General features: G+C 72.1%; 18 protein-coding genes. 6 read left to right on the top strand and 12 right to left on the bottom strand.

Annotated elements, in window-relative coordinates:
- The first annotated feature begins 112 nt into the window (after positions 1-112).
- Complete coding sequence (locus C1I95_RS07100) at positions 113-631, top strand: phosphatase PAP2 family protein (RefSeq protein WP_438941290.1); 519 nt, start codon at positions 113-115, stop codon at positions 629-631.
- Here C1I95_RS07100 and C1I95_RS07095 read toward each other — a convergent pair.
- The 8 genes from C1I95_RS07095 to C1I95_RS07060 all read right to left on the bottom strand — a co-directional run bounded on the left by C1I95_RS07095 (position 624) and on the right by C1I95_RS07060 (position 8451).
- Positions 624-1199: an SMC-Scp complex subunit ScpB gene (locus tag C1I95_RS07095; protein WP_199523635.1), complete on the bottom strand. Its 576-nt coding sequence runs from the start codon at positions 1197-1199 to the stop codon at positions 624-626. The genes C1I95_RS07100 and C1I95_RS07095 overlap by 8 nt on opposite strands.
- A 35-nt stretch (positions 1200-1234) precedes the next feature.
- Positions 1235-1984, bottom strand: coding sequence for a winged helix-turn-helix transcriptional regulator (locus C1I95_RS07090; protein WP_111212963.1), 750 nt, complete (start codon positions 1982-1984; stop codon positions 1235-1237).
- Between the two features lie 182 nt (positions 1985-2166).
- Positions 2167-3030 (bottom strand): phosphate ABC transporter ATP-binding protein PstB, encoded by an 864-nt coding sequence (pstB, locus tag C1I95_RS07085; protein ID WP_111212962.1) that lies wholly within the window; start codon positions 3028-3030, stop codon positions 2167-2169.
- 1 nt (position 3031) lies between these two features.
- On the bottom strand, positions 3032-3946 hold the full coding sequence (gene pstA, locus C1I95_RS07080; RefSeq protein WP_111212961.1) for a phosphate ABC transporter permease PstA: 915 nt from the start codon (positions 3944-3946) through the stop codon (positions 3032-3034).
- Entirely contained in the window at positions 3947-4936 is a 990-nt protein-coding gene (gene pstC, locus C1I95_RS07075) for a phosphate ABC transporter permease subunit PstC (RefSeq protein ID WP_233513407.1), read from the bottom strand.
- A gap of 86 nt (positions 4937-5022) precedes the next feature.
- A complete protein-coding gene (gene pstS, locus C1I95_RS07070) occupies positions 5023-6096 on the bottom strand; it encodes a phosphate ABC transporter substrate-binding protein PstS (RefSeq protein ID WP_111212959.1) in 1074 nt (357 codons plus the stop codon).
- Between the two features lie 202 nt (positions 6097-6298).
- Positions 6299-6943 (bottom strand): phosphate signaling complex protein PhoU, encoded by a 645-nt coding sequence (gene phoU, locus C1I95_RS07065; protein ID WP_111212958.1) that lies wholly within the window; start codon positions 6941-6943, stop codon positions 6299-6301.
- A gap of 134 nt (positions 6944-7077) precedes the next feature.
- Positions 7078-8451, bottom strand: coding sequence for an MGH1-like glycoside hydrolase domain-containing protein (locus C1I95_RS07060; protein WP_233513406.1), 1374 nt, complete (start codon positions 8449-8451; stop codon positions 7078-7080).
- A 108-nt stretch (positions 8452-8559) separates the two neighbouring features.
- On the opposite strand from C1I95_RS07060, the gene C1I95_RS07055 reads away from it, so the two are divergent.
- Positions 8560-9171 (top strand): class I SAM-dependent methyltransferase, encoded by a 612-nt coding sequence (locus C1I95_RS07055; RefSeq protein ID WP_111212957.1) that lies wholly within the window; start codon positions 8560-8562, stop codon positions 9169-9171.
- 23 nt (positions 9172-9194) lie between these two features.
- Positions 9195-9797 carry a class I SAM-dependent methyltransferase gene (locus C1I95_RS07050; RefSeq protein ID WP_111212956.1) on the top strand — a complete coding sequence of 201 codons (603 nt, stop codon included), beginning with the start codon at positions 9195-9197 and terminating at the stop codon, positions 9795-9797.
- Positions 9798-10012: 215 nt separating this feature from the next.
- Here C1I95_RS07050 and eccB read toward each other — a convergent pair whose 3' ends face one another.
- Positions 10013-11401: a type VII secretion protein EccB gene (gene eccB / locus C1I95_RS07045; protein ID WP_111212955.1), complete on the bottom strand. Its 1389-nt coding sequence runs from the start codon at positions 11399-11401 to the stop codon at positions 10013-10015.
- 112 nt (positions 11402-11513) lie between these two features.
- On the opposite strand from eccB, the gene C1I95_RS07040 reads away from it, so the two are divergent.
- On the top strand, positions 11514-12233 hold the full coding sequence (locus tag C1I95_RS07040; RefSeq protein ID WP_111212954.1) for a polyamine aminopropyltransferase: 720 nt from the start codon (positions 11514-11516) through the stop codon (positions 12231-12233).
- Positions 12234-12309: 76 nt separating this feature from the next.
- Here the strand turns inward: C1I95_RS07040 and C1I95_RS07035 are convergent, their stop codons facing one another.
- Both C1I95_RS07035 and C1I95_RS07030 read right to left on the bottom strand, forming a co-directional pair.
- Complete coding sequence (locus C1I95_RS07035) at positions 12310-13458, bottom strand: fatty acid desaturase family protein (RefSeq protein ID WP_111212953.1); 1149 nt, start codon at positions 13456-13458, stop codon at positions 12310-12312.
- Positions 13459-13474: 16 nt separating this feature from the next.
- Entirely contained in the window at positions 13475-14566 is a 1092-nt protein-coding gene (locus C1I95_RS07030; protein ID WP_111212952.1) for a ferredoxin reductase, read from the bottom strand.
- 84 nt (positions 14567-14650) lie between these two features.
- Here C1I95_RS07030 and C1I95_RS07025 point away from each other — a divergent pair, with 84 nt between their 5' ends.
- Complete coding sequence (locus C1I95_RS07025) at positions 14651-15880, top strand: PucR family transcriptional regulator (RefSeq protein WP_111212951.1); 1230 nt, start codon at positions 14651-14653, stop codon at positions 15878-15880.
- A gap of 11 nt (positions 15881-15891) precedes the next feature.
- On the opposite strand, the gene C1I95_RS07020 is transcribed toward C1I95_RS07025, so the two are convergent.
- Positions 15892-17466 (bottom strand): Na+/H+ antiporter, encoded by a 1575-nt coding sequence (locus C1I95_RS07020; RefSeq protein WP_199523634.1) that lies wholly within the window; start codon positions 17464-17466, stop codon positions 15892-15894.
- A gap of 215 nt (positions 17467-17681) precedes the next feature.
- On the opposite strand from C1I95_RS07020, the gene C1I95_RS07015 reads away from it, so the two are divergent.
- A complete protein-coding gene (locus tag C1I95_RS07015) occupies positions 17682-18392 on the top strand; it encodes a GNAT family N-acetyltransferase (protein ID WP_111212950.1) in 711 nt (236 codons plus the stop codon).
- The last annotated feature ends 15 nt before the right edge of the window (positions 18393-18407 follow it).

The raw sequence follows: 18407 nt of genomic DNA, 5'->3' as shown, positions 1-18407 counted from the left end.
GTCGAGAGGTAGACCTGTGCCCACCGCCGCCGACCCGAACACCCGCGCCGCCTCGTACCGGCTGGCCCGGGTCACCACCGAGGTGTTCGCGCCCGCGGTGCTCGCCGCCGTCATGCCCCTGGTCGTCTCGGTGCACAGCACCGCGCCGGCCGTCGTGGCCGGGCTCGGCTGGGCCGCGCTGGCCGTGCTGTTCTGCTCCGCCGTCCCGTACGGCATCATCTGGCTGGGCGTACGGCGTGGTCAGCTGACCGACCACCACATCGGCGAACGCAGCCAGCGCCGCCGGCCCCTGCTCTACGGGTTGCTCTCCGTGCTGGTCGGTCTGGCGGCGCTGGTGCTGCTCGGCGCGCCGGGCCCGCTGGTGGCCATGGTGGTGGTGATGTTCGCCGTCGGGGCCGCCGTCACCGTGGTCAACCAGGTGTGGAAGTTGAGCGCCCACGCGGCGGTCAGCGCCGGTTCGGTGTCCGTGCTGATCGTCCTGTTCGGCGCGGTGGCAGCCCCGCTGGTGGCCCTGGTCGCGCTGGTGGGCTGGTCACGGGTCCGGCTGGCCGACCACACCCTCGGCCAGGTGCTCGCGGGCGCGACGGTCGGCGCGCTCGTCGCCGTCCCGACCTTCGTGCTGCTCAGCTGAGCGCGCCGCCGGTCGTCGGAGCCCCGCCGTCGGCCGGCGGAGTCTCGTCGGCCGCCGTCGGCGTCCCGTCGTCGGCCGCCCGCGACAGTCGGGCCTCCCGCCAGTGGGCCGCCCGCCGGGCGTCCACGGTGTAGCACAGCTCCCGAGGCCCCTCCGGCCGTCCGGCCACCCGGGCGAACGGTAGCCCCCGACCGGCGTAGTCGTAGTGCGCCTTCAGCAGCCGGGTGAGCCCGGCCATCGCGCCGATGATCTTCTTGCGCGGCCGCCCGGTGGCCTGGGCCAGATCCGGCACGGTGAACAGCCGGTCCGGCTCCGCCGCGAGCGCGTCGAGCACCGCCGCCACCGTCCGGTGGGTGGCGCTGCGTCCCTGGCTGAGCCGGCGCAGATCGTCCACCGTCCAGTCCGTTGTCGGCGGCCTCCGCGCCGGCTCGGAGCGGCGCCGGGGCACCGGCGCGACCCGCTGCCGGGCGTCGAGGTCGGCCAGCAGCCGGGCGACGTGCGGGATGTACGCCAGCGGCACCGCCACCAGCACCATGCCCTCCGGGGCGGCACCCGACGCACCACCCACCAGGGGCGGGTACGGCGGCTCTCCCGGCAGCACGTTCACGAGGTCGTCGGCGAGGCGGCGGCCGGCGCGGGCACGAACCGGTACCCAAGGCCGCGGACGGTCACGATCATCGGCGTCTGTTCCCCGTCCAGCGCGAGCCGCCGGCGCAGCCGTTTGATGTGCACCGTCAGGGTGTTGGACGTCTCGTCGGAGACCCCGCCCCACACGGCGGCGAGCAACTGCTCGCGGGTGACCGTCCGCTCGGCGTGGCTCATGAAGAAGTAGAGGAGCCTGAACTCCTTCATCGGCAGCGCCACCGCCTGGCCGTGCAGACGCACCTCGAAGGTGGCCGGGTCCACCCGCAGTCCGCCGAGCTCGATCGGCGGGTCGAGGGCACCGGCGGTCTCCGGGCGGATGGCCCGCAGAATGGGCAGCACCTCCTCGGGCCGGTACGGGCGCCGGACGCAGGCCGTCGCGCCGGCCTTGAGCGCCGCCACGGCGACCCCGCCGTCGTCGTCACCCACCCCGACCACGGTCGGGATGCCGGCCCGACGGGCCAGCAGCCGCACCAGTTCCGTGCTGCTCATGGTGACCAGCCCGGCGGCGACCACCGCGGCGTCCGGTTGCAGGGCGCCCGCGGCCAGCAGCGCCTCGGCGGCGTGCGGGAAGTGGTGTCCCCGTACCCGGTGGTCGGCCAGCTGGGCGACCAGCGCGGCGCCCACGGTCTCGTCGTCGTCCACCACCAGCAGTACGAAACGCCCGTCGGATCGGTGGTCACCCCTGGTGGCCTCGACGAGGTTGTTCATCGCTCACCGGCTCCGGTTCAGGTTCAGGCCCATCGCGACACCCTTGCGCCGCGCAGGACGGTCCGCCGCACTGCAGGACACCGCGCGGTCGGTGGGTACGGGCGAGCGCCTGCGGCGCCGGGCCGCGCCCGGCGGGTCGCCGGGCGCGGCCCGGCGACCCACCATCGACCGCCGCTTCCGGCTCAGCCGAAGCGACCGGTGATGTAGTCCTCCGTACGCTTGTCGGCGGGGTTGGTGAACAGCTTGCCGGTCTGGCTGAACTCGACCAGCCGGCCGTGCCGCACCTGCTTCTCGTCCACCTCGGCGGTGAAGAAGGCGGTGTAGTGGCTGACCCGGGCGGCCTGCTGCATGTTGTGCGTGACGATCACGATCGTGTAGTCGTTCGTCAGCTCGAACATCAGGTCCTCGATCTTCGCGGTGGCGATCGGGTCGAGCGCCGAGCAGGGCTCGTCCATGAGGATGACCTCGGGCTTGACCGCGATCGTCCGGGCGATGCAGAGCCGCTGCTGCTGACCGCCGGAGAGCGCCAGGGCGCTCTTGCGGAGCTTGTCCTTGACCTCGTCCCAGAGCGCAGCCTGGGTCAGCGCCTCCTCGACGTGGTCGTCGAGCCGGCCCTTGATGCCGTTGATCCGCAGCCCGTACGCGACGTTGTCGTAGATGGACTTCGGGAACGGGTTCGGCTTCTGGAAGACCATGCCGATCCGCCGCCGGACCTGGATCGGGTCGACGTCCTTGGCGTACAGGTCCTGGCCGTGGTAGAGCACCTCACCGCTGACCCGGGCCCCGGGGATCGGGTCGTTCATCCGGTTCAGCGCACGCAGCACCGTGGACTTGCCGCAACCGGACGGCCCGATCATGGCCGTGACCTGGTTCTGCTGGATCGGCATCGAGGTGCCCCGGACTGCCTCGTAGCTGCCGTAGTAGACGCTCACGTCGCGCAACTGCATCACCGGTGCGGTGGAGGGCATGACACCGGCGCTCGCGGTGCCGGGAGCGTGGACCGACACGGACGGTCGGCTGGTCAGGTCTGCGTCGTTTCGGGCCATGTCAGCGCTCCTTGATGGCGAATCGGCTGGCGATGAGTCGAGCGATGATCGTGAAGCCGAGCACGATCACGATGAGCGTCAGGGCGGCGCCCCAGGCACGGTCCTGGGCGGCCTCGAAGGGCTGGCTGGCGTTGCGGAAGATCTGTGCCGGCAGCGCCGTGTTGAAACCGTCGAAGAGGTTCGAGTTGGGCGCGAAGACGATGCCCGTCACGATGACGATCGGGGCGGTCTCGCCCGCGGCCCGGGCGACGGCCAGCAGCGAACCACTGGTGATACCGGAGATCGCCGCTGGCAACACCACGGTCAGGGTGGTCTTCCACTTGCGGGCGCCGAGCGCCATGCTCGCCTGCCGCAGCTCGTCCGGGACCAACCGGAGCATCTCCTCGCTGCTGCGGATCACCACCGGCAGCATCAGGCAGGCCAGCGCCAGCGCGCCGGCGAAGCCGGTCTGCTGCCCGACCAGCAACACCCAGGAGATGTAGATGAACACGCCCATCACGATCGACGGCACGCCGGTCATCACGTCGGCCATCAGCCGGATGAGCCGGGCCAGCGGTGACTGCTTGCCGTACTCGTTGAGGTAGATGGCGCCGAAGACGCCCAGCGGGATGGCCATCAGCGCGGCCATCCCGGTGATGAGCAGCGTGCCGACGATCGCCGGCGCCATGCCGCCGCCTTCCCGCCGGTACGAGTTCGGGATGTCCTCGGTCAGGAAGCTCAGGCTCATCACCCCGGAGCCCTTGATGACGACCTCGTAGGTCACCAGGGCGAGCGGGATCACAGCGAGGAGCACGGCCGCCCAGATGGCCGTCGTGGCGAGGTGGTTGCTGAACCGACGACGGCCGGACAGCGCCGCGCGGGTCAGGTCGGGCCCGCCGGCTCCGGCCCGGGTGGTGGGTGGTGCGGTGACGGTCATCTACCTGCTTCCCTTCATCCGCGCCTCGGCCCGGCGGACGATCACCTGGGCGAGCACGTTGATCAGTACCGTCATCGCGAACAGCACCACGCCGAGGCCGATCAGCGCGGCCGTGTAGGTGCCGGTGGACTCGCCGAACTGCTGCACGATGACCGCGGCCATCGTGTTGCCGGGCGCGAACAGGTTCGCCGTGATGTTCGTCGAACCGCCGATGACGAGAGCCACCGCGATCGTCTCGCCCATCGCCCGGCCGAGGCCGAGCATCACCGCGCCGACGATGCCGCCGAAGCTGTGCGGGAAGACCGCGCCGCGGATCATCTCCCAGCGGGTGGCACCGAGCGCGAGGGCGGCGTCCTTGTCGGCGCGCGGCACGGTGCTGAACACCTCGCGGGTGATCGAGGTGATGATGGGCGTCACCATGATCGCGAGGATGATGCCGGCGGTCATGAAGTTGCGGCCGCTGCTCACCTGGCCGAAGAGGCTGCCGAGCACCGGCACGCCGCCGAAGACGTCGTGGAACCACTGGTAGACGGGCACCAGGGCAGGGGCGACGACCAGGATGCCCCACAGGCCGAAGACCACCGACGGGACGGCGGCCAGCAGGTCGATCACGGTCACCGCGGGACCACGCAGCCGGCGCGGCGCCAGCTCGGTGAGGAACAGCGCGATGCCGATCGAGACCGGCACCGCGAACAGCAGGGCGATCAGCGACGACAGGGCCGTGCCGTACGCGAACGACAACGCCCCGAAGATGGCGTCGCCGGTCGCCGGGTTCGGGTCCCAGATCCGCTCGGTGAGGAACCGTGGGCCCATCGCGTCGAACGCGGGCCAGGCTTCCCGGACGGTGGTGATCAGGATCAGCCCGAGGACGGCCAGCACGAGCAGGCCGGTGCCGAGCGTCCACCAGGAGAAGATGCGGTCGGCCCGGGCGCTGCCGCCCCGCTGGGCCAGCGTCGACCGGGAGTCGGGGGACTTGGTAGTTAGGGTCATCTTCACTCCAGCTCAGGTACCCCGCTGGGGACGGGATCGATTCGATCCCGTCCCCAGAGAGAACGCCCTAGCGATCTTGATCCTGATCAGCCCTGGATCTTGTCGACCTGAGCCAGCGCCTTCTCCTTGAGAGAGGCCGGCAGCGGCGCGAAGTCGATCTCCTTGGCCAGGTTCTGGCCGTCATTGAGCAGGTACTTGAGGAAGCCCTTGACCAGCTCCGCCTTGGCGGCGTCGTCGTACTTGGCCTTGACGATGATGAAGGTCGGGGCGGTGATCGGGTACGAGCTGGCACCGGCGGCGTTGAGCGGGTTGTAGCTCAGGTCCGCCTCGACCGCGGCACCCTCCAGGCCGGCGGTGGTGCCCTCCAGCGACGGCTCGACGAACTGGCCGTCCTTGTTCTTGATGGCGGCGAAGCTCAGCTGGGTGGCCTTCGCGTCGCTCAGGTCGACGTAGCCCACGGCGCCGTTGGTCTGCTTGATGATCTGCGCGACACCGGTGTTCTTCTCGCCGCCCTGGGTGCTGGCGGGCCAGGCCACGGTGTCACCGCTGCCCAGCTTCCAGGCGTCGCCGGCGGCGGCGGTCAGGTACTTGGTGAAGTTGTTGGTGGTGCCGGAGCCGTCCGAGCGGTGCGCGACGACGATCGGCGTGTTCGGCAGCTCGACGCCCGGGTTGTCCGCCTTGATGGCGGCGTCGTCCCAGGTCTTGATGTCGGTCTGGAAGATCTTGGCGAGCGTCTCCGGGCTCAGCTGCAGCTTGTCCACGCCCTGCACGTTGTAGGACACCGTGATCGGCGCCGCCACCGTCGGGACGTAGAGGAAGGAGTCGGCGGCCACGCCGTCGGTGTCCTTGACCAGGCTGTCGGTGCCGGCGAAGTCGACCAGACCCTCACCGAACTGCTTTTTGCCGGTGCCCGAGCCAGTCGCGTTGTAGGTGACCGTCACGTTGGCGGCCTCGCCCTTGAAGGCCTCGATGACCTCTTGGTAGTACGCGTCCGGGAAGCTCGCGCCCGACGCCTTCAGCTCGCCGGACAGGCTCGCGTAGCCGTCGCCGCCACTGCCGCCCGACTCCGTGCTGTTGTTGTTGCTACCACAGCCGGTAAGCGCGAGCGCGGCAACCGCGACGCCAACAAGGACGCGCCGCGAAAGCACGTTGCGGTTCACCAGGTAAGCCTCTCTATCGGGATGCAACAGCCCGTCCGGGCCGTACGCGAGTCAAGTTAGGAGGCAGAGGTAGCCGGACTCCCGGCGCCAGATGAACGGAAAGTGAACTTGGCGGCTCGGCTGATGGCCGACGGGCGACGGGATGTGACGTTCGGGGCGCGAGCGCACCGGATGCCCGGAATGGGCGGGTGAGACGTACCTCTCAGAGGCGGATTGTCCCGGTCACCAGGTAGACCACCTGACGCGCGACGTTCACCGCGTGGTCGGCGTACCGCTCGTAGTACCGGCCGACCAGGGCCAGGTCGATCGCCGACTCGACCCCGTACGGCCAGGCGGAGACGAGCATCGACAGCAGGCGCTCCTGGGCGGCGTCGACCTCGTCGTCGTCGAGCCCGAGCTGCATCGCGTCGAGCCGGTCGCGGGTGGCCAGCACGACGGCGGTCTTGTCGGCGATCCGGGCCGCCGCGTCCGCCATCGCGGTCATCAGCGGCACCGCCGGTTCCGGGACCACCCCCACCGGGTGTCGCATCAGGACGATCTTCGCCACGTGCACCGCGAGGTCGCCCATCCGTTCCAGGTCGCTGGCGATGCGCAGGGCACAGAGCACCAGGCGCAGGTCGGAGGCGACCGGCTGGTGCCGGACCAGCACCTGGGGGATCAACGCCTCCACGTCGGCCCGCTGACCGTCGAGCACGGCGTCGCCGACCAGCACCGCCTCGGCCGCACCCCGGTCGACGTCGAGCAGGGCGACGCTGGCACCCCGGATCGCCGCGCTGGCACCCCGACTCATCGTGGCCAGCACACCGGTGAGCCGGTCGAGCTGCTCGTCGTAGCTGTCCCGGCCCATCGTCCCTCCGTCCATCCGGGCCGGTGACGCCCGGCGCACCGGCACCGGTCCGCCGCGCCGGGCGGCCCCGGGTCCTGGCCAGCAACCTACCTGCCGGGCGCACCTCGCCGCCGGACGCCGGTGCCCGCCGGTGGTCAGTCGGCCAGCACGTCCAGCAGCAGCGCCGCCGTCCAGCCGAACGTCGGGGAGCCGAGGCCGGCGCCAGTGTCCGGATGGAAGTACTCGTGGCAACCGGCCCCGACCAGCTCGATCATCGACGCGCGCAGGCCGGCGGCCAACCGGGTGTGCCCGTGCGCGAGCAGGCCCTGCCGGACCAACCAGTTGATGTTCATCCAGCTGGGGCCGCGCCAGTAGCGCAGCGGCTCGAAGTCCGCCGCGGTGCGGTCGTGACTGGGCAACGGGCGGGTCATCCGGGCAGCCAGACCGAACCGGGCCGAGGCGGCCTCGACGAGCACCGCCTCCACCTGCCGGGTCGGCAGGTCGGGCAGGATCAGCGGTGCCAGCCCGAGCACCGTCCGGGCCGGGGTCAGTTGGCCGGTGCGCAGGTCACGCGGGTGGAAGGTGCCGGTCGTCGGGTCGTACAGCCGGTCCACCACCGCCGCGGTGATCCGGGCCGCGCTCTCCCGGTGCGGGCCCGGATCGGCACCGATCTCGCCGGCGATCCCGGCGAGCGCGTGCTCGGCGGCCCCCATCGCCGCGTTGAACAGCGGACACTCCACCAGGAACGGATGCCGGCCGGCCAGGCCGTCGTCCCGGTAGCCCGCCGCCCGGTAGGCGGTGACGATCGCGACGAAACGCGCGTAGTCCAGGTCGGTGGGGCGGTGCGCGGCCGCCGCGTGCACGATGTCCCGCCGCCGGTACGCGCGCATCACCGCCGCCTCGGTCGGCACCGCGGCCAGCGGAGCGTCCCAGGCGGGGCTGTTGTCCAACCCGGACTCCCACGGATGCACGATGCTGGCCAGCCCAGCACCGCCGACGTCGCGGCGGGTGGCGAGGTAGTGCTGCTGCGCGACCAGCCGCGGGTAGAGCCGGCGCAGCGCGGCGAGCCCGTCCGCCGAGGGCGCGATGCGGTACGCGTGCCAGGCGGCCAGGGCGTGCACCGGCGGCTGGACCAGCCCCGAGGTGGCAACCGGAGGTGTCCCGTCGACCGTCGCCGAGGCCCAGAACTCGGGCCCCGGAAAGTAGGCACCGCCGGAGACCGCCGGGTTGAACACGATGTGCGGCACCCGGCCGTCGAGCCACTGGGCCCGGAACAGGCTGGTCAGCTCCCGCCAGGCGCGGTCGGGACGGACGTGGGCCCAGCCGATCGCGATGAACGCGGAATCCCAGCTCCACTGGTGCGGGTACAGGGTGCGGGACGGGACGGTGTGGTCGTGCTCCCAGTTGCCGTCGAGCGTGTCCACCGCCAGCTGCCAGAGGCCGGCGTGGCGTCGGGGCGCGTTGCCGCCCAGGGCACCGCCGGTCGGCACCGCGCCCGACCCGGCCGGTCGGGCAGTCCAGTTCACCATGCGTCACATCCCGGTAGCGCTACGGCTCCAGGATAAGGTAGGAGTCGATCACCGCGCACGGGGGCACCGACGCAGGTCGAGCGACAGTACGAGGCGAAGGAGCCCCGAATGAGGCAGGCACGGCAAGGTCCCACGGGCACCGAGGGTGAGGACTACACCCGGCGGTTGCAGCAGCTCAGCGGGGCGCGCTGGAAGCGGATCCTGGACGTGCAGGCGCCGTATCGGTGGAACCTGCGGCGGCTGCGGCTGGGCCGTACCCTCGACGTCGGCTCCGGCCTCGGCCGCAACCTGATCAACCTGGGCGAGGGCGCAGTCGGGGTGGACCACAATCCGACCTCGGTGGCACACACCCGCGCACTCGGCCTCGAGGCGTACACCACCGAGGAATTCCTCCGCTCCGAGCACGCCCGCCCGGACGCCTTCGACTCGCTGCTCGCCGCGCACCTGCTGGAGCACATGCCGGCCGAGCAGGCGCGCGAGGTGGTCGCGTCATACCTGCCGTTCGTCCGCTCCGGCGGTCGGGCTGTCTTCATCACCCCGCAGGAGCGCGGCTACCGCAGCGACGCCTCACATGTCCGTTTCGTCGGTTTCGCCGAGGCGGCCGAGGACTGCCGGGAACTCGGCCTCACCGTGCTGCGCCAGCACTCGTTCCCCTTCCCCCGCGCCGCCGGCCGGCTGTTCACCTACAACGAGTTCGTGACGGTGGCCCGGCGGCCCTGAGTGCGGCTGGATACGGTGAGCCGATGAGCAACCCGACCCGCTGGGTGACCGACACCGGCCCCGAGCACTCGCAGTGGTACGTCGACCGGTTCCGCCGGATGGCGGCCGAGGGCGTCGACCTGGCCGGGGAGGCCCGGCTGCTCGACACGCTGGTGCCGCCGCGCTCGCGGATCCTGGACGCCGGCTGCGGCACCGGCCGGGTCGGTGCCGAGCTGGCCGTCCGGGGCCACACGGTGGTCGGGGTGGACGCGGACCCGGTCCTGATCGAGGCCGCCCGCGCCGATCACCCCGGACCCCGCTGGCTGGTCGCCGACCTGACGGAGCTGGACCTAGCGGCGGCCGGCGAGCCCGAGCCGTTCGACGCGGCGGTGCTGGCCGGCAACGTGATGGCCTTCGTCGCCGCGGGCACCGAAGGCGCGGTACTGCGCCGCGTCGCCACCCACCTGCGGCCGGACGGGGTGGTCGCGGTCGGCTTCGGCACCGACCGGGGCTACCCGCTAACCGACTTCGACGTCGACTTGGCCGGTGCCGGCCTGCGGCTGGAGCACCGCTTCGCCACCTGGGACCTGCGCCCCTGGCACGACGACGCGGACTTCGCCGTCAGCATCCTGCGCCGCCCCGCCTGACCGTGGCTCGGTGGCTACTCCTGCCATGCACTCCCCTGTCGACCGCGATCGATGGTCAGCCGCCACGCTCGATCCAGGATCGAGTGGCCTGACAGCTGCGGTGAGGCCACTCGATCCAGGATCGAGCGTGATCTCGCTGTCCCGGGACGCGACGGGCAGTCGAACGACAACGCCCAAGGGCGTCGCCAGGGGCTCGAACCCTGACCCTTTGAGATTCAGGCGGGTGCGGCTGGTTTCCGGGCGGCTTCCGGGTCCAGGGTCGCTCCGGCGGGAACCAGGCTGACCAGCCCCGCCGGCAGGCGTACCGGGGTCACCTCGCCGTAGCCGAGCATGGCCGGCACGCCGGCGTCGGCGAGGACGTACCGCCGGCCGAGGTCGGTGACCACGGAGACCGCGCCGCCGGTGGCGCCGGGTGCGGCGACGGACTCGACCACGGCTGCCCGGCCCGGCTCCACCAGCACGTGGTCGGCGAGCGCCGGGCCGGCCGCCCGGCTCGCGGTACGGGGCGCGGCGGCCAGGTCCGGCAGGTCCACGCCGAGCCGCAGCTCGATCGCGCCGGCGTCGTCACCGACCCGCGCACAGAGCACCGGCGAGTCCACGGTGGCCAGTCGGGGCGGTGCGGTCGGTGGTGCGCCGGGCCCGGTGGGGGTGAGATCGGGAAGCTGGGGCAGGGCGGCGAACCGCCCGAGGCTGAGCTGCTCCGGCTCCCGCTGGCCGGTACGGGCGAGCAGCAGGCCGGCCTGCAACTCGGTGATGCCGGCGAGCCCGTCGCGCAGCACCACCGCGTACTGTCGTCCACCGCCGGAGTTGCTCACCAGCAGCACGTCGCCGATCCTGGCGTCGGCGACCCGGGTTGATCGCTCGCCGAGGCCGGGCAGGTCCAGCGGGGCCAGGTCGGTACCGGCCGGCACCGTGTTGAGCAGGGCCGCGGCGACCGGTACGGCCCGGGCCCGGGTGGCCGCCAGCGCGGCCAGCACCCGGTCGGCGTCGCGGATCAGGTGCCGCCGCTGGTGCCGGACCAGGTGCAGCCGGCCGTCGGGGTCGCGCAGCAGCAGCGCGTTCTCGCCGAGCGGCCGGCCGCCCTGGCCGTCGGCACCGATCAGCAGCACCGACCGTGATTCTCTCCGGCCGGCCTCGGCCGCACCGACCGAGCAGACCGTCCACGGCGCGGTGGACAGCCGGTCGGCGGCCGGCAGCGAGTCGGGTGCGTCGGCGATGCCCAGCGGCAGGCCGCGCGGCACCCCGTCGATCGACCGGCGGGACACCAGCACGGTCTTCGGCCGCTCGGCCCCGGTGATCAACAGCGCGGACGCGTAGTTGGTCACCGGGTGCAGCTTCTCCTCGCGGTAGACGAACCGGGCGCCGGACTCCTTCTCGACGATGACCGCGCCGGTGTCCCGCCACTTGGCGCCGCCACCGGTGAACAGACCGTAGAGGGCGGAACCGCCCAGGCCGATGACCGCCACCAGCACGCTGGCCAGTGCCGCGCCGGCGAGCCGGCGGAACGGTGACTGGACCGGATCGGTCTCGCGCATCACCAGCGCGGCCACCGCCCGCTGGATGGTGAACTGGTACGAGTGCAGCTGGTCCTGCCGCGACGGCATGCGGTCCCCTCCGCGAGACGGTCGGGGCACAGGATATGCGTTGCGTCGATGTCTTGAGGACCGTGCGTCGTCGCCGGGACCCACACCCCGGCCGACCGGTAGCATCCGGCCGGTGAGCATCCGTTTCGAGGAACTGGCCTGGCGGCCGACCCCGCTCGGCGAGATCAGTCTGCGCCGGCGCCGGGACCCGCGGCTCGACCTCGACGTGTACGAGGTCAAGCTCGACGACGAGTTCCTGATGTCCAGCCTGTTCACCGCCGGCGAGATCGAGCTGGCCCGGTTGGGGTTGGCGGCGCTGGCCGGGCCGCGCCTGGACGTGGCCGTCGGCGGGCTGGGGCTGGGCTACACCGCCCGCACCGCGCTGGCGGACGACCGGGTCACCTCACTGCTGGTGGTGGAGGCGGTCGAGGATGTCATCGACTGGCACCGGCGTGGCCTGCTGCCGTTCGCCGCCGGGTTGGCCACCGACCCGCGTACCCGGCTGGTGCGGGCCGACTTCTTCGCCCGGGTGGCCGACGGTAGCGGCCTCGACCCCGACGATCCCGGACGGCGTTTCCACGCCGTCCTGCTGGACGTCGACCACTCCCCCCGACACCCGTTGCACCCGAGCCACGCCGCCTTCTACACCACCGACGGGCTGCGCCGGCTGGCCCGGAACCTGCATCCGGAGGGCGTCTTCGCGCTCTGGTCCGACGACCCGCCGGACCCCGTCTTCGAAGCCGCCCTCGCCGAGGTCTTCCCCACCCACCGCAGCCACGTGGTGGCGTTCCCCAACCCGCTGACCGGCGGCCAATCGACCAACACGGTCTACCTCGCCCAAACCGCGTCCTGACCTCAAACCCGCGCCCGCGATCTTGGTACGAAACCGCCCTCTGCGGGGCACTTCCGGACCAAGATCGCTTTGCGGGTCAGGCGCCGACGGTGGCGAGGGTGGGGGTCGGGCGGTCGTCGGTGGAGGAGGTGTCGGAGCGGCGCGGGTTCGGCAGGGCGAGCCGGAAGACCTTCTTCCACGCCGAGAAGACCTGTCGGGGCATCGACCCGGTGGTGTACTTCAGCCCGTACCGGTCGAACAGCGCCCGCACCTCGGGGGCGATCTCCTGGTAGCGGTTGCTCGGCAGGTCGGGGAAGAGGTGGTGCTCGATCTGGTACGACAGGTTGCCGGTCATGATGTGCAGCAGCCGGCTGCCGCTGATGTTGGCCGACCCGAGCATCTGCCGCAGGTACCACTCGCCCCGGGTCTCACCCTCGATCGAGGTCTTCGCGAAGGTCTCCACGCCCTCCGGGAAGTGCCCGCACATGATCACCGAGTGGCTCCACAGGTTGCGGATCAGGTTCGCGGTGAACGTCGCGGCCATGGTGTGGAAGAACGACGGCCCGGACAGCAGCGGGTGGATCAGGTAGTCCTTGAGGACCTGGCGACGGACCTTCCGGCCGGCCGCCCGGAGCTTGGCCCGGAACTCCGGGTTCTTGTGCCGTCCGTCCTTCAGGTTCTTGCCCAGGTCGAGGTCGTACGCGGCCACGCCGTACTCGAAGAAGCAGGCGTTGACGAAGTTGTAGAACGGCTGACCCAGGTAGGCCGGGTGCCAGGGCTGGTCCTCGTCGACCCGCATGATGCCGTAGCCGAGGTCGTTGTCCTTGCCGACCACGTTGGTGTAGCGGTGGTGCAGCTCGTTGTGCGACTGCTTCCACTGCTCTGCCGGGGTGGCATGGTCCCACTCCCAGCTGGTCGAGTGGATTTTCGGGTCACGCATCCAGTCCCACTGCCCGTGCAGGATGTTGTGCCCCATCTCCATGTTCTCCAGGATCTTGGCCACCGCGAGTCCGGCGGTGCCGACGATCCAGGCCGGCGGGAACAGCGAGAACAGCAGCACCACCCGGCTGCTGACCTCAAGCTTGCGCTGAGTCGAGATGATCTTGCGGATGTACGCGGCGTCCCGCTCACCGCGGGAGTCGATCACCCGCTGCCGGATGGCGTCGAGTTCCTTGCCGAGGGTCTCGATGTCCTCGGCGCTCAGGTGAGCGATCGGGTTGTCGGCCTTCTTCTGGATGACAGTCACGTCGGCGGGTCTCCGATCAGATCTCGAGTTCGCAGCGGCCGGCCGCGGCCGACACGCAGGTCTGCACGCGTACGCCGTCGCCCGGCAGCGCGGTGGTGAGCTGCCCGTTGCGCAGGTCACGGACCGCCCCCTGGCGCAGCGGCAGTACGCAGCCGAAGCAGATGCCCATCCGGCAACCCGAGGGCATCAGCACCCCGGCGTTCTCGCCGGCGTCGAGCAGCGGGGTGGCGCCGGCGGCCTCGACGGTCACCGACGAACGCGTGAAGGTGACGGTGCCGCCCTCACCGGTGGTGATCACGGTCGGCCGGAACCGCTCGGTGTGCAGCCGCTCCGCGCAGCCGCGCGACGACCAGTGCTCCTCGGCCGCGTCGAGCAGCCCCACCGGGCCGCACGCCCAGGTCTGGCGCTCCAGGTGATCGGGCACCAGGGAGTCGAGTTCGGCGACGTCCAGCAGGCCCTCGACGGTGGTGTGCCGCTCCACCAGCCGGATGACGCCGCGGTCGGCGAGCTGGCGCAGTTCCGCGCCGAAGACCACGTCGGCCGCGGTGGGCGCCGAGTGGACCAGCACCACGTCGCTGCCGGCCAGTGCGCCGGAACGCAGCATCCCGGCGACCGGGGTGATGCCGCTGCCGGCGGTGAGAAACAGCACCCGCGTCGGCACCGGCTCGGGCAGGACGAAGTCGCCGCAGGCCTGGTCGAGCTGCACGATGGTGCCCGGCCGCACGCGGCGGACGAGATGGTTGCTGACCACGCCGTCGGGAATCGCCTTGACCGTCACCGAGATCGGGTCGGTGCGGCGGCCCGGCGGCGAGGTCACCGAGTAGGCCCGCCACTGGCGTACGCCGTCGACGTCGACACCGAGCCGGACGTACTGGCCGGGGAGGTGCCCGCGCCAGCTGCGCCCGGGTTGGATCAGCACGGTCGCCGCGTCCGGGGTCTCCGGGCGTACGTCGACGATCCGGCCGCGCAGGTCGGCGCCGGCTCGCAGTGGGGCGACCAGGTCGAGGTAGTCCCCGGGCAGTACCGGCGTGGTCACCGTCTCGGCGAGCCGCCAGAGGCGGCGCCGGAGGGACCCCTTGGTGCCCGGTCGCGGGACGGTGGCGGTCATAGGACGATGGTCGCGGCGGGCTGGCATAAAATCTTGGCCAGCGAAGGTAAAGCGATCCATCCCTTTTGTGCGGGGAGAACAACCGTGGCGGAATCCTCCGGCACCACCCATCGGGCGGCCCGCGTCGGGCTGGACCAGCGGGTGGCCTCCGAACTGCGTGATCGGCTACCGCTGGTAGCCGAGCGAACCGTCACTGCGATCACGGCCGAGGTGCCCAGCTATTCCGGCACCCTGACCGGCCAGATGCGGGACAAGATCGAGAACGCGGTGCAGATCGCGTTGGGCACGTTCCTCCAGTTGCTCGAACGATCCCAGGCCAGCGACCCCAGCACCCCGCTGGTCCCGGCGCTGGAGGCCGCGTACGCCCTGGGCAGCGGCGAGGCCCGCTCCGGCCGCAGCGTGGACGCGTTGCTGGCCGCGTACCGGGTCGGGGCGCGGGCCTCCTGGCGGGAGATGGCCGCCGCCACCGTGGCGATCGGGCTGCCCGCGGCGACCGTAGCCGAGTTCGCCGAGCTGATGTTCGCCTACATCGACGAGCTCTCCGCGGCCAGCGTGTCCGGGCACGCCGACGAGCTGGCCAGCGTCGGCCGGGCCCGGCGGCGGAACCTGGAACGGCTCACCCAGCAACTGCTCGCCGGCGAGCCCGAGGACATCCTGGTGCGCAGCGCGGAGCGGGCGGACTGGCCGGTGCCGCAGACCCTCACCGTGGCGCTGCTACCGCAGGCGAAGCTGCGCGGCGCGCTCGCGCTGCTCGACGAGCACACCCTGGAGAGCAGCGAGGAGCTGCCGGCCGGCGACTCCGACGAGGAGACCGCGGTGCTGCTCGTACCGGACGTGCACGGCGACCGGCGGCGGCAGCTTGCCCGGGTGCTGCGCGGGCGCCGCGCGGTGCTCGGGCCGGCCCGCCCGTGGGCCCGGGCCTGCTCGTCGTACCGGCGGGTCACCCGGGTGGTCGCCCTGGGCATCGCCCACCCCGACGACGGTGAACCGATCGACACCGATCGGCACCTGGCCGAGCTGCTGCTCAGCGCCGACGTCGAGGCCCTCACCGACCTGCGCGCCCGGGTCCTGCAACCACTGGCGGCGCTGCCGGCGGCCACCGCGGAACGGCTCACCGAGACGTTGCGCTCCTGGCTGCTGCACCAGGGTCGGCGCGACGACGTGGCCGCCGACCTGTTCGTCCACCCGCAGACCGTGCGGTACCGGATGGGTCAGCTGCGCCAGCTGTTCGGCGAGCGGCTCACCGACCCGCGCAGCCTCCTCGACCTCACGGTCGCGCTGGCGCTACCGGTCGGAGTCGCGCCGGCAGGGTGAGCCGCGGTGGGTCATTCGAGGGTCGTCGGCCCCAGCAGGCGGATCTCCTCGACGTCGAGTCTGGCCTGCAACTCACGGAGCACGGCATCGTCGATCTCGCGGTGGTCGCGCATCCGGGTGACCTCGCGCCGTTTGTGATCGAGCGCGGCCAGCCGCAGCCGGCGCTCGACCTCGCGGGCGGCCGCCGACTCCTCCTCCTGCGCGGCCTGCACGTCGCCGAGGTGGTTCTGGTACTCGGTCTGGAGGCGCTGGGTGACGTCCTGATCGGCGCCGACCCGCTCGGCGATGTCCGGCAGCGCCGCGAGGGTGACCTGAGTGGCCCGCGCCTGCGCCTGTCTCGTCTCGTCGGCGTGCTCCGGGTCACCGGAGAGTTTGGCCCAGCGCATCAGCAGCGGCAGGGTGGTGCCCTGCACGAGCATCGTCAGCAGGATCACCGTCGCGACGCAGAAAATGATCAGGTCGCGTTCCCGTACCGGTTGGCCGTTGGAGGTGGTCAGCGGGACGGCGAGCGCCGCCGCGAAGGAGACCGCGCCGCGGAACCCCGCCCACCCGGCCACCGTACGCACCCGCCAGTTCACCCACCGGGCACCCCTGGCCCGGCGCCGATCGACCAACCAGGCGACTGCGGCCGTCAGGTTCAGCCAGAGCATCCGGACCGCGAGCAGCACGACGGCCACCACGAGCGCGATGACGATCGCGCGCATCAGCGAGGTGCTGTTGACCGCCCGGACCGCCCGCGGGATCTGCATGCCCACCAGCACGAAGAGTCCGCCGTTGATGAGGAACGTGGTGAGGTCCCAGAACGACAGTGCGAGCACCCGCGACCGGGCCCGGATCACCCGGGGGCTGGCGATGACGAGCATCAGCCCGGACACCACCACCGCCAGCACACCGCTCTCGTGGATGGCTTCGGCGAGGAAGAACGCGGTGAACGGGGTGAGCACGCTGAGCGCGCCCTCCCGCAGCGGGTCGTCCAGACGCTTACGGACCAGGATCACCACAAAGCCGACCAGCACGCCGGCCGCGATGCCGCCGAGGAACGACAGGCTGACCCGCCCGACGAGCGCGAACGCGTTCGGGAACGCGCCCCCGCCGAGCAGCCCGAGCGCGACGGAGAACAGCACCAGGGCGGTACCGTCGTTGATCAGGCTCTCGGCGTGCAGGGTGGTGAGCAGGCGTCGGGGCATCCGCTTGGCCAGGCCGGCCACGGCCGCGGCGTCGGTCGGGGCGAGCACCGCGCCGAGCACCCAGGCCGCCGCCGGGTCGACGCCGAACCGCTGCACGACCAGCGACACCGCCACCATCGTGACGCCCACCAGCCCGATCGCCAGCAGGGCGATGTACACGACGTTCGCCCGGATCTCCCGCAGGCTGCTGGTCAGGCTCTCCCGGTAGAGGATGGCCGGCAGGAACAGCAGCAGCACCACCTCGGGTTCGAGCATCACGTGACTCAACGCCGGTATCAGCGCCAGCAGCGCGCCGAAGATGATGAGCAGTACCGGCGGCGCGACCCGGTACCGGCCACCGAGCGTGGTGCCGACGAGCACGGTGACGCCCAGCGTGATGATCAGCAGCAGTGCGCTCACGTCACCCCCCGTTCGCCGCCCCTCACATGGTGGTACGCCCACCGGCCGGGCAACCGCCGTTTCCGCAGACCACGGCCGTGCGGGGGGCCGACCCGGCAGGCGTGTGCGCGAGGTGCCGGCGGCGGGACCCGCCGGTCCGGGGTGTTCCGCCCGCGCGATCTAGGATCGCCTCGACGACCACGACGAATGCCGCGGCCGGCCGATCGGGGGACGAGATGACGGGGACCATCGCCGAACAGGTCCTGGACAACCCGGTGTGGGCGGCGCTGAGCGGCGCGCACCAGGGGTTCGCCGAGCGGCACGGCCACGCGGCGCGCTACCAGCAGGACGTCTCGCCGTTCCACGCGGTGGCCGACGCCGACGACCCGGCCGCCTGGGCCGACCTCGCGGCGCTGGCCGGCCCGGGGGCCGTTGTCTGGATGGCCGGCGACGCGGGCCGGCTGCCCGCCGGGTGGACCGTGGACCAGCAGATCGACGGGGTGCAGCTGGTCGACGACGCGGCCGAGGCCGCCGTCGACCCGGAGGCGCTGCGGCTGACCACCGCCGACGTACCGGAGATGCTCGACCTGGTCGCCCGCACCCGGCCGGGGCCGTTCCTGACCCGCACCGTCGAACTCGGCCACTACCTGGGCATCCGGCGGGGCGGGGCGCTCGTCGCGATGGCCGGCGAGCGGATGCGGCTGCCCGGGTGGATCGAGATCAGCGCCGTCTGCACCGCGCCCGAGGCGCGCGGTCAGGGCCTGGCGGGCCGCCTGATCCAGGCGGTCGTGGCCGGCATCCGGGCCCGCGGCGACCGACCGCTGCTGCACGCGGCGGCGGACAACACCGGGGCGATCCGGCTGTACGAGGCGCTCGGCTTCACGCTGCGCCGGCAGATCCTGTTCCGGTCGGTGCGGACGCCGGATGCCGACCCGGCGGCCGGCTGACTCGCGCGCCCACCG

The organism is Micromonospora craterilacus (genome assembly GCF_003236315.1).
Lineage (GTDB): Bacteria > Actinomycetota > Actinomycetes > Mycobacteriales > Micromonosporaceae > Micromonospora > Micromonospora craterilacus.
The sequence above is the reverse complement of the archived record's forward strand: the minus strand, read 5'-3'. Positions and strand labels throughout refer to the sequence as shown.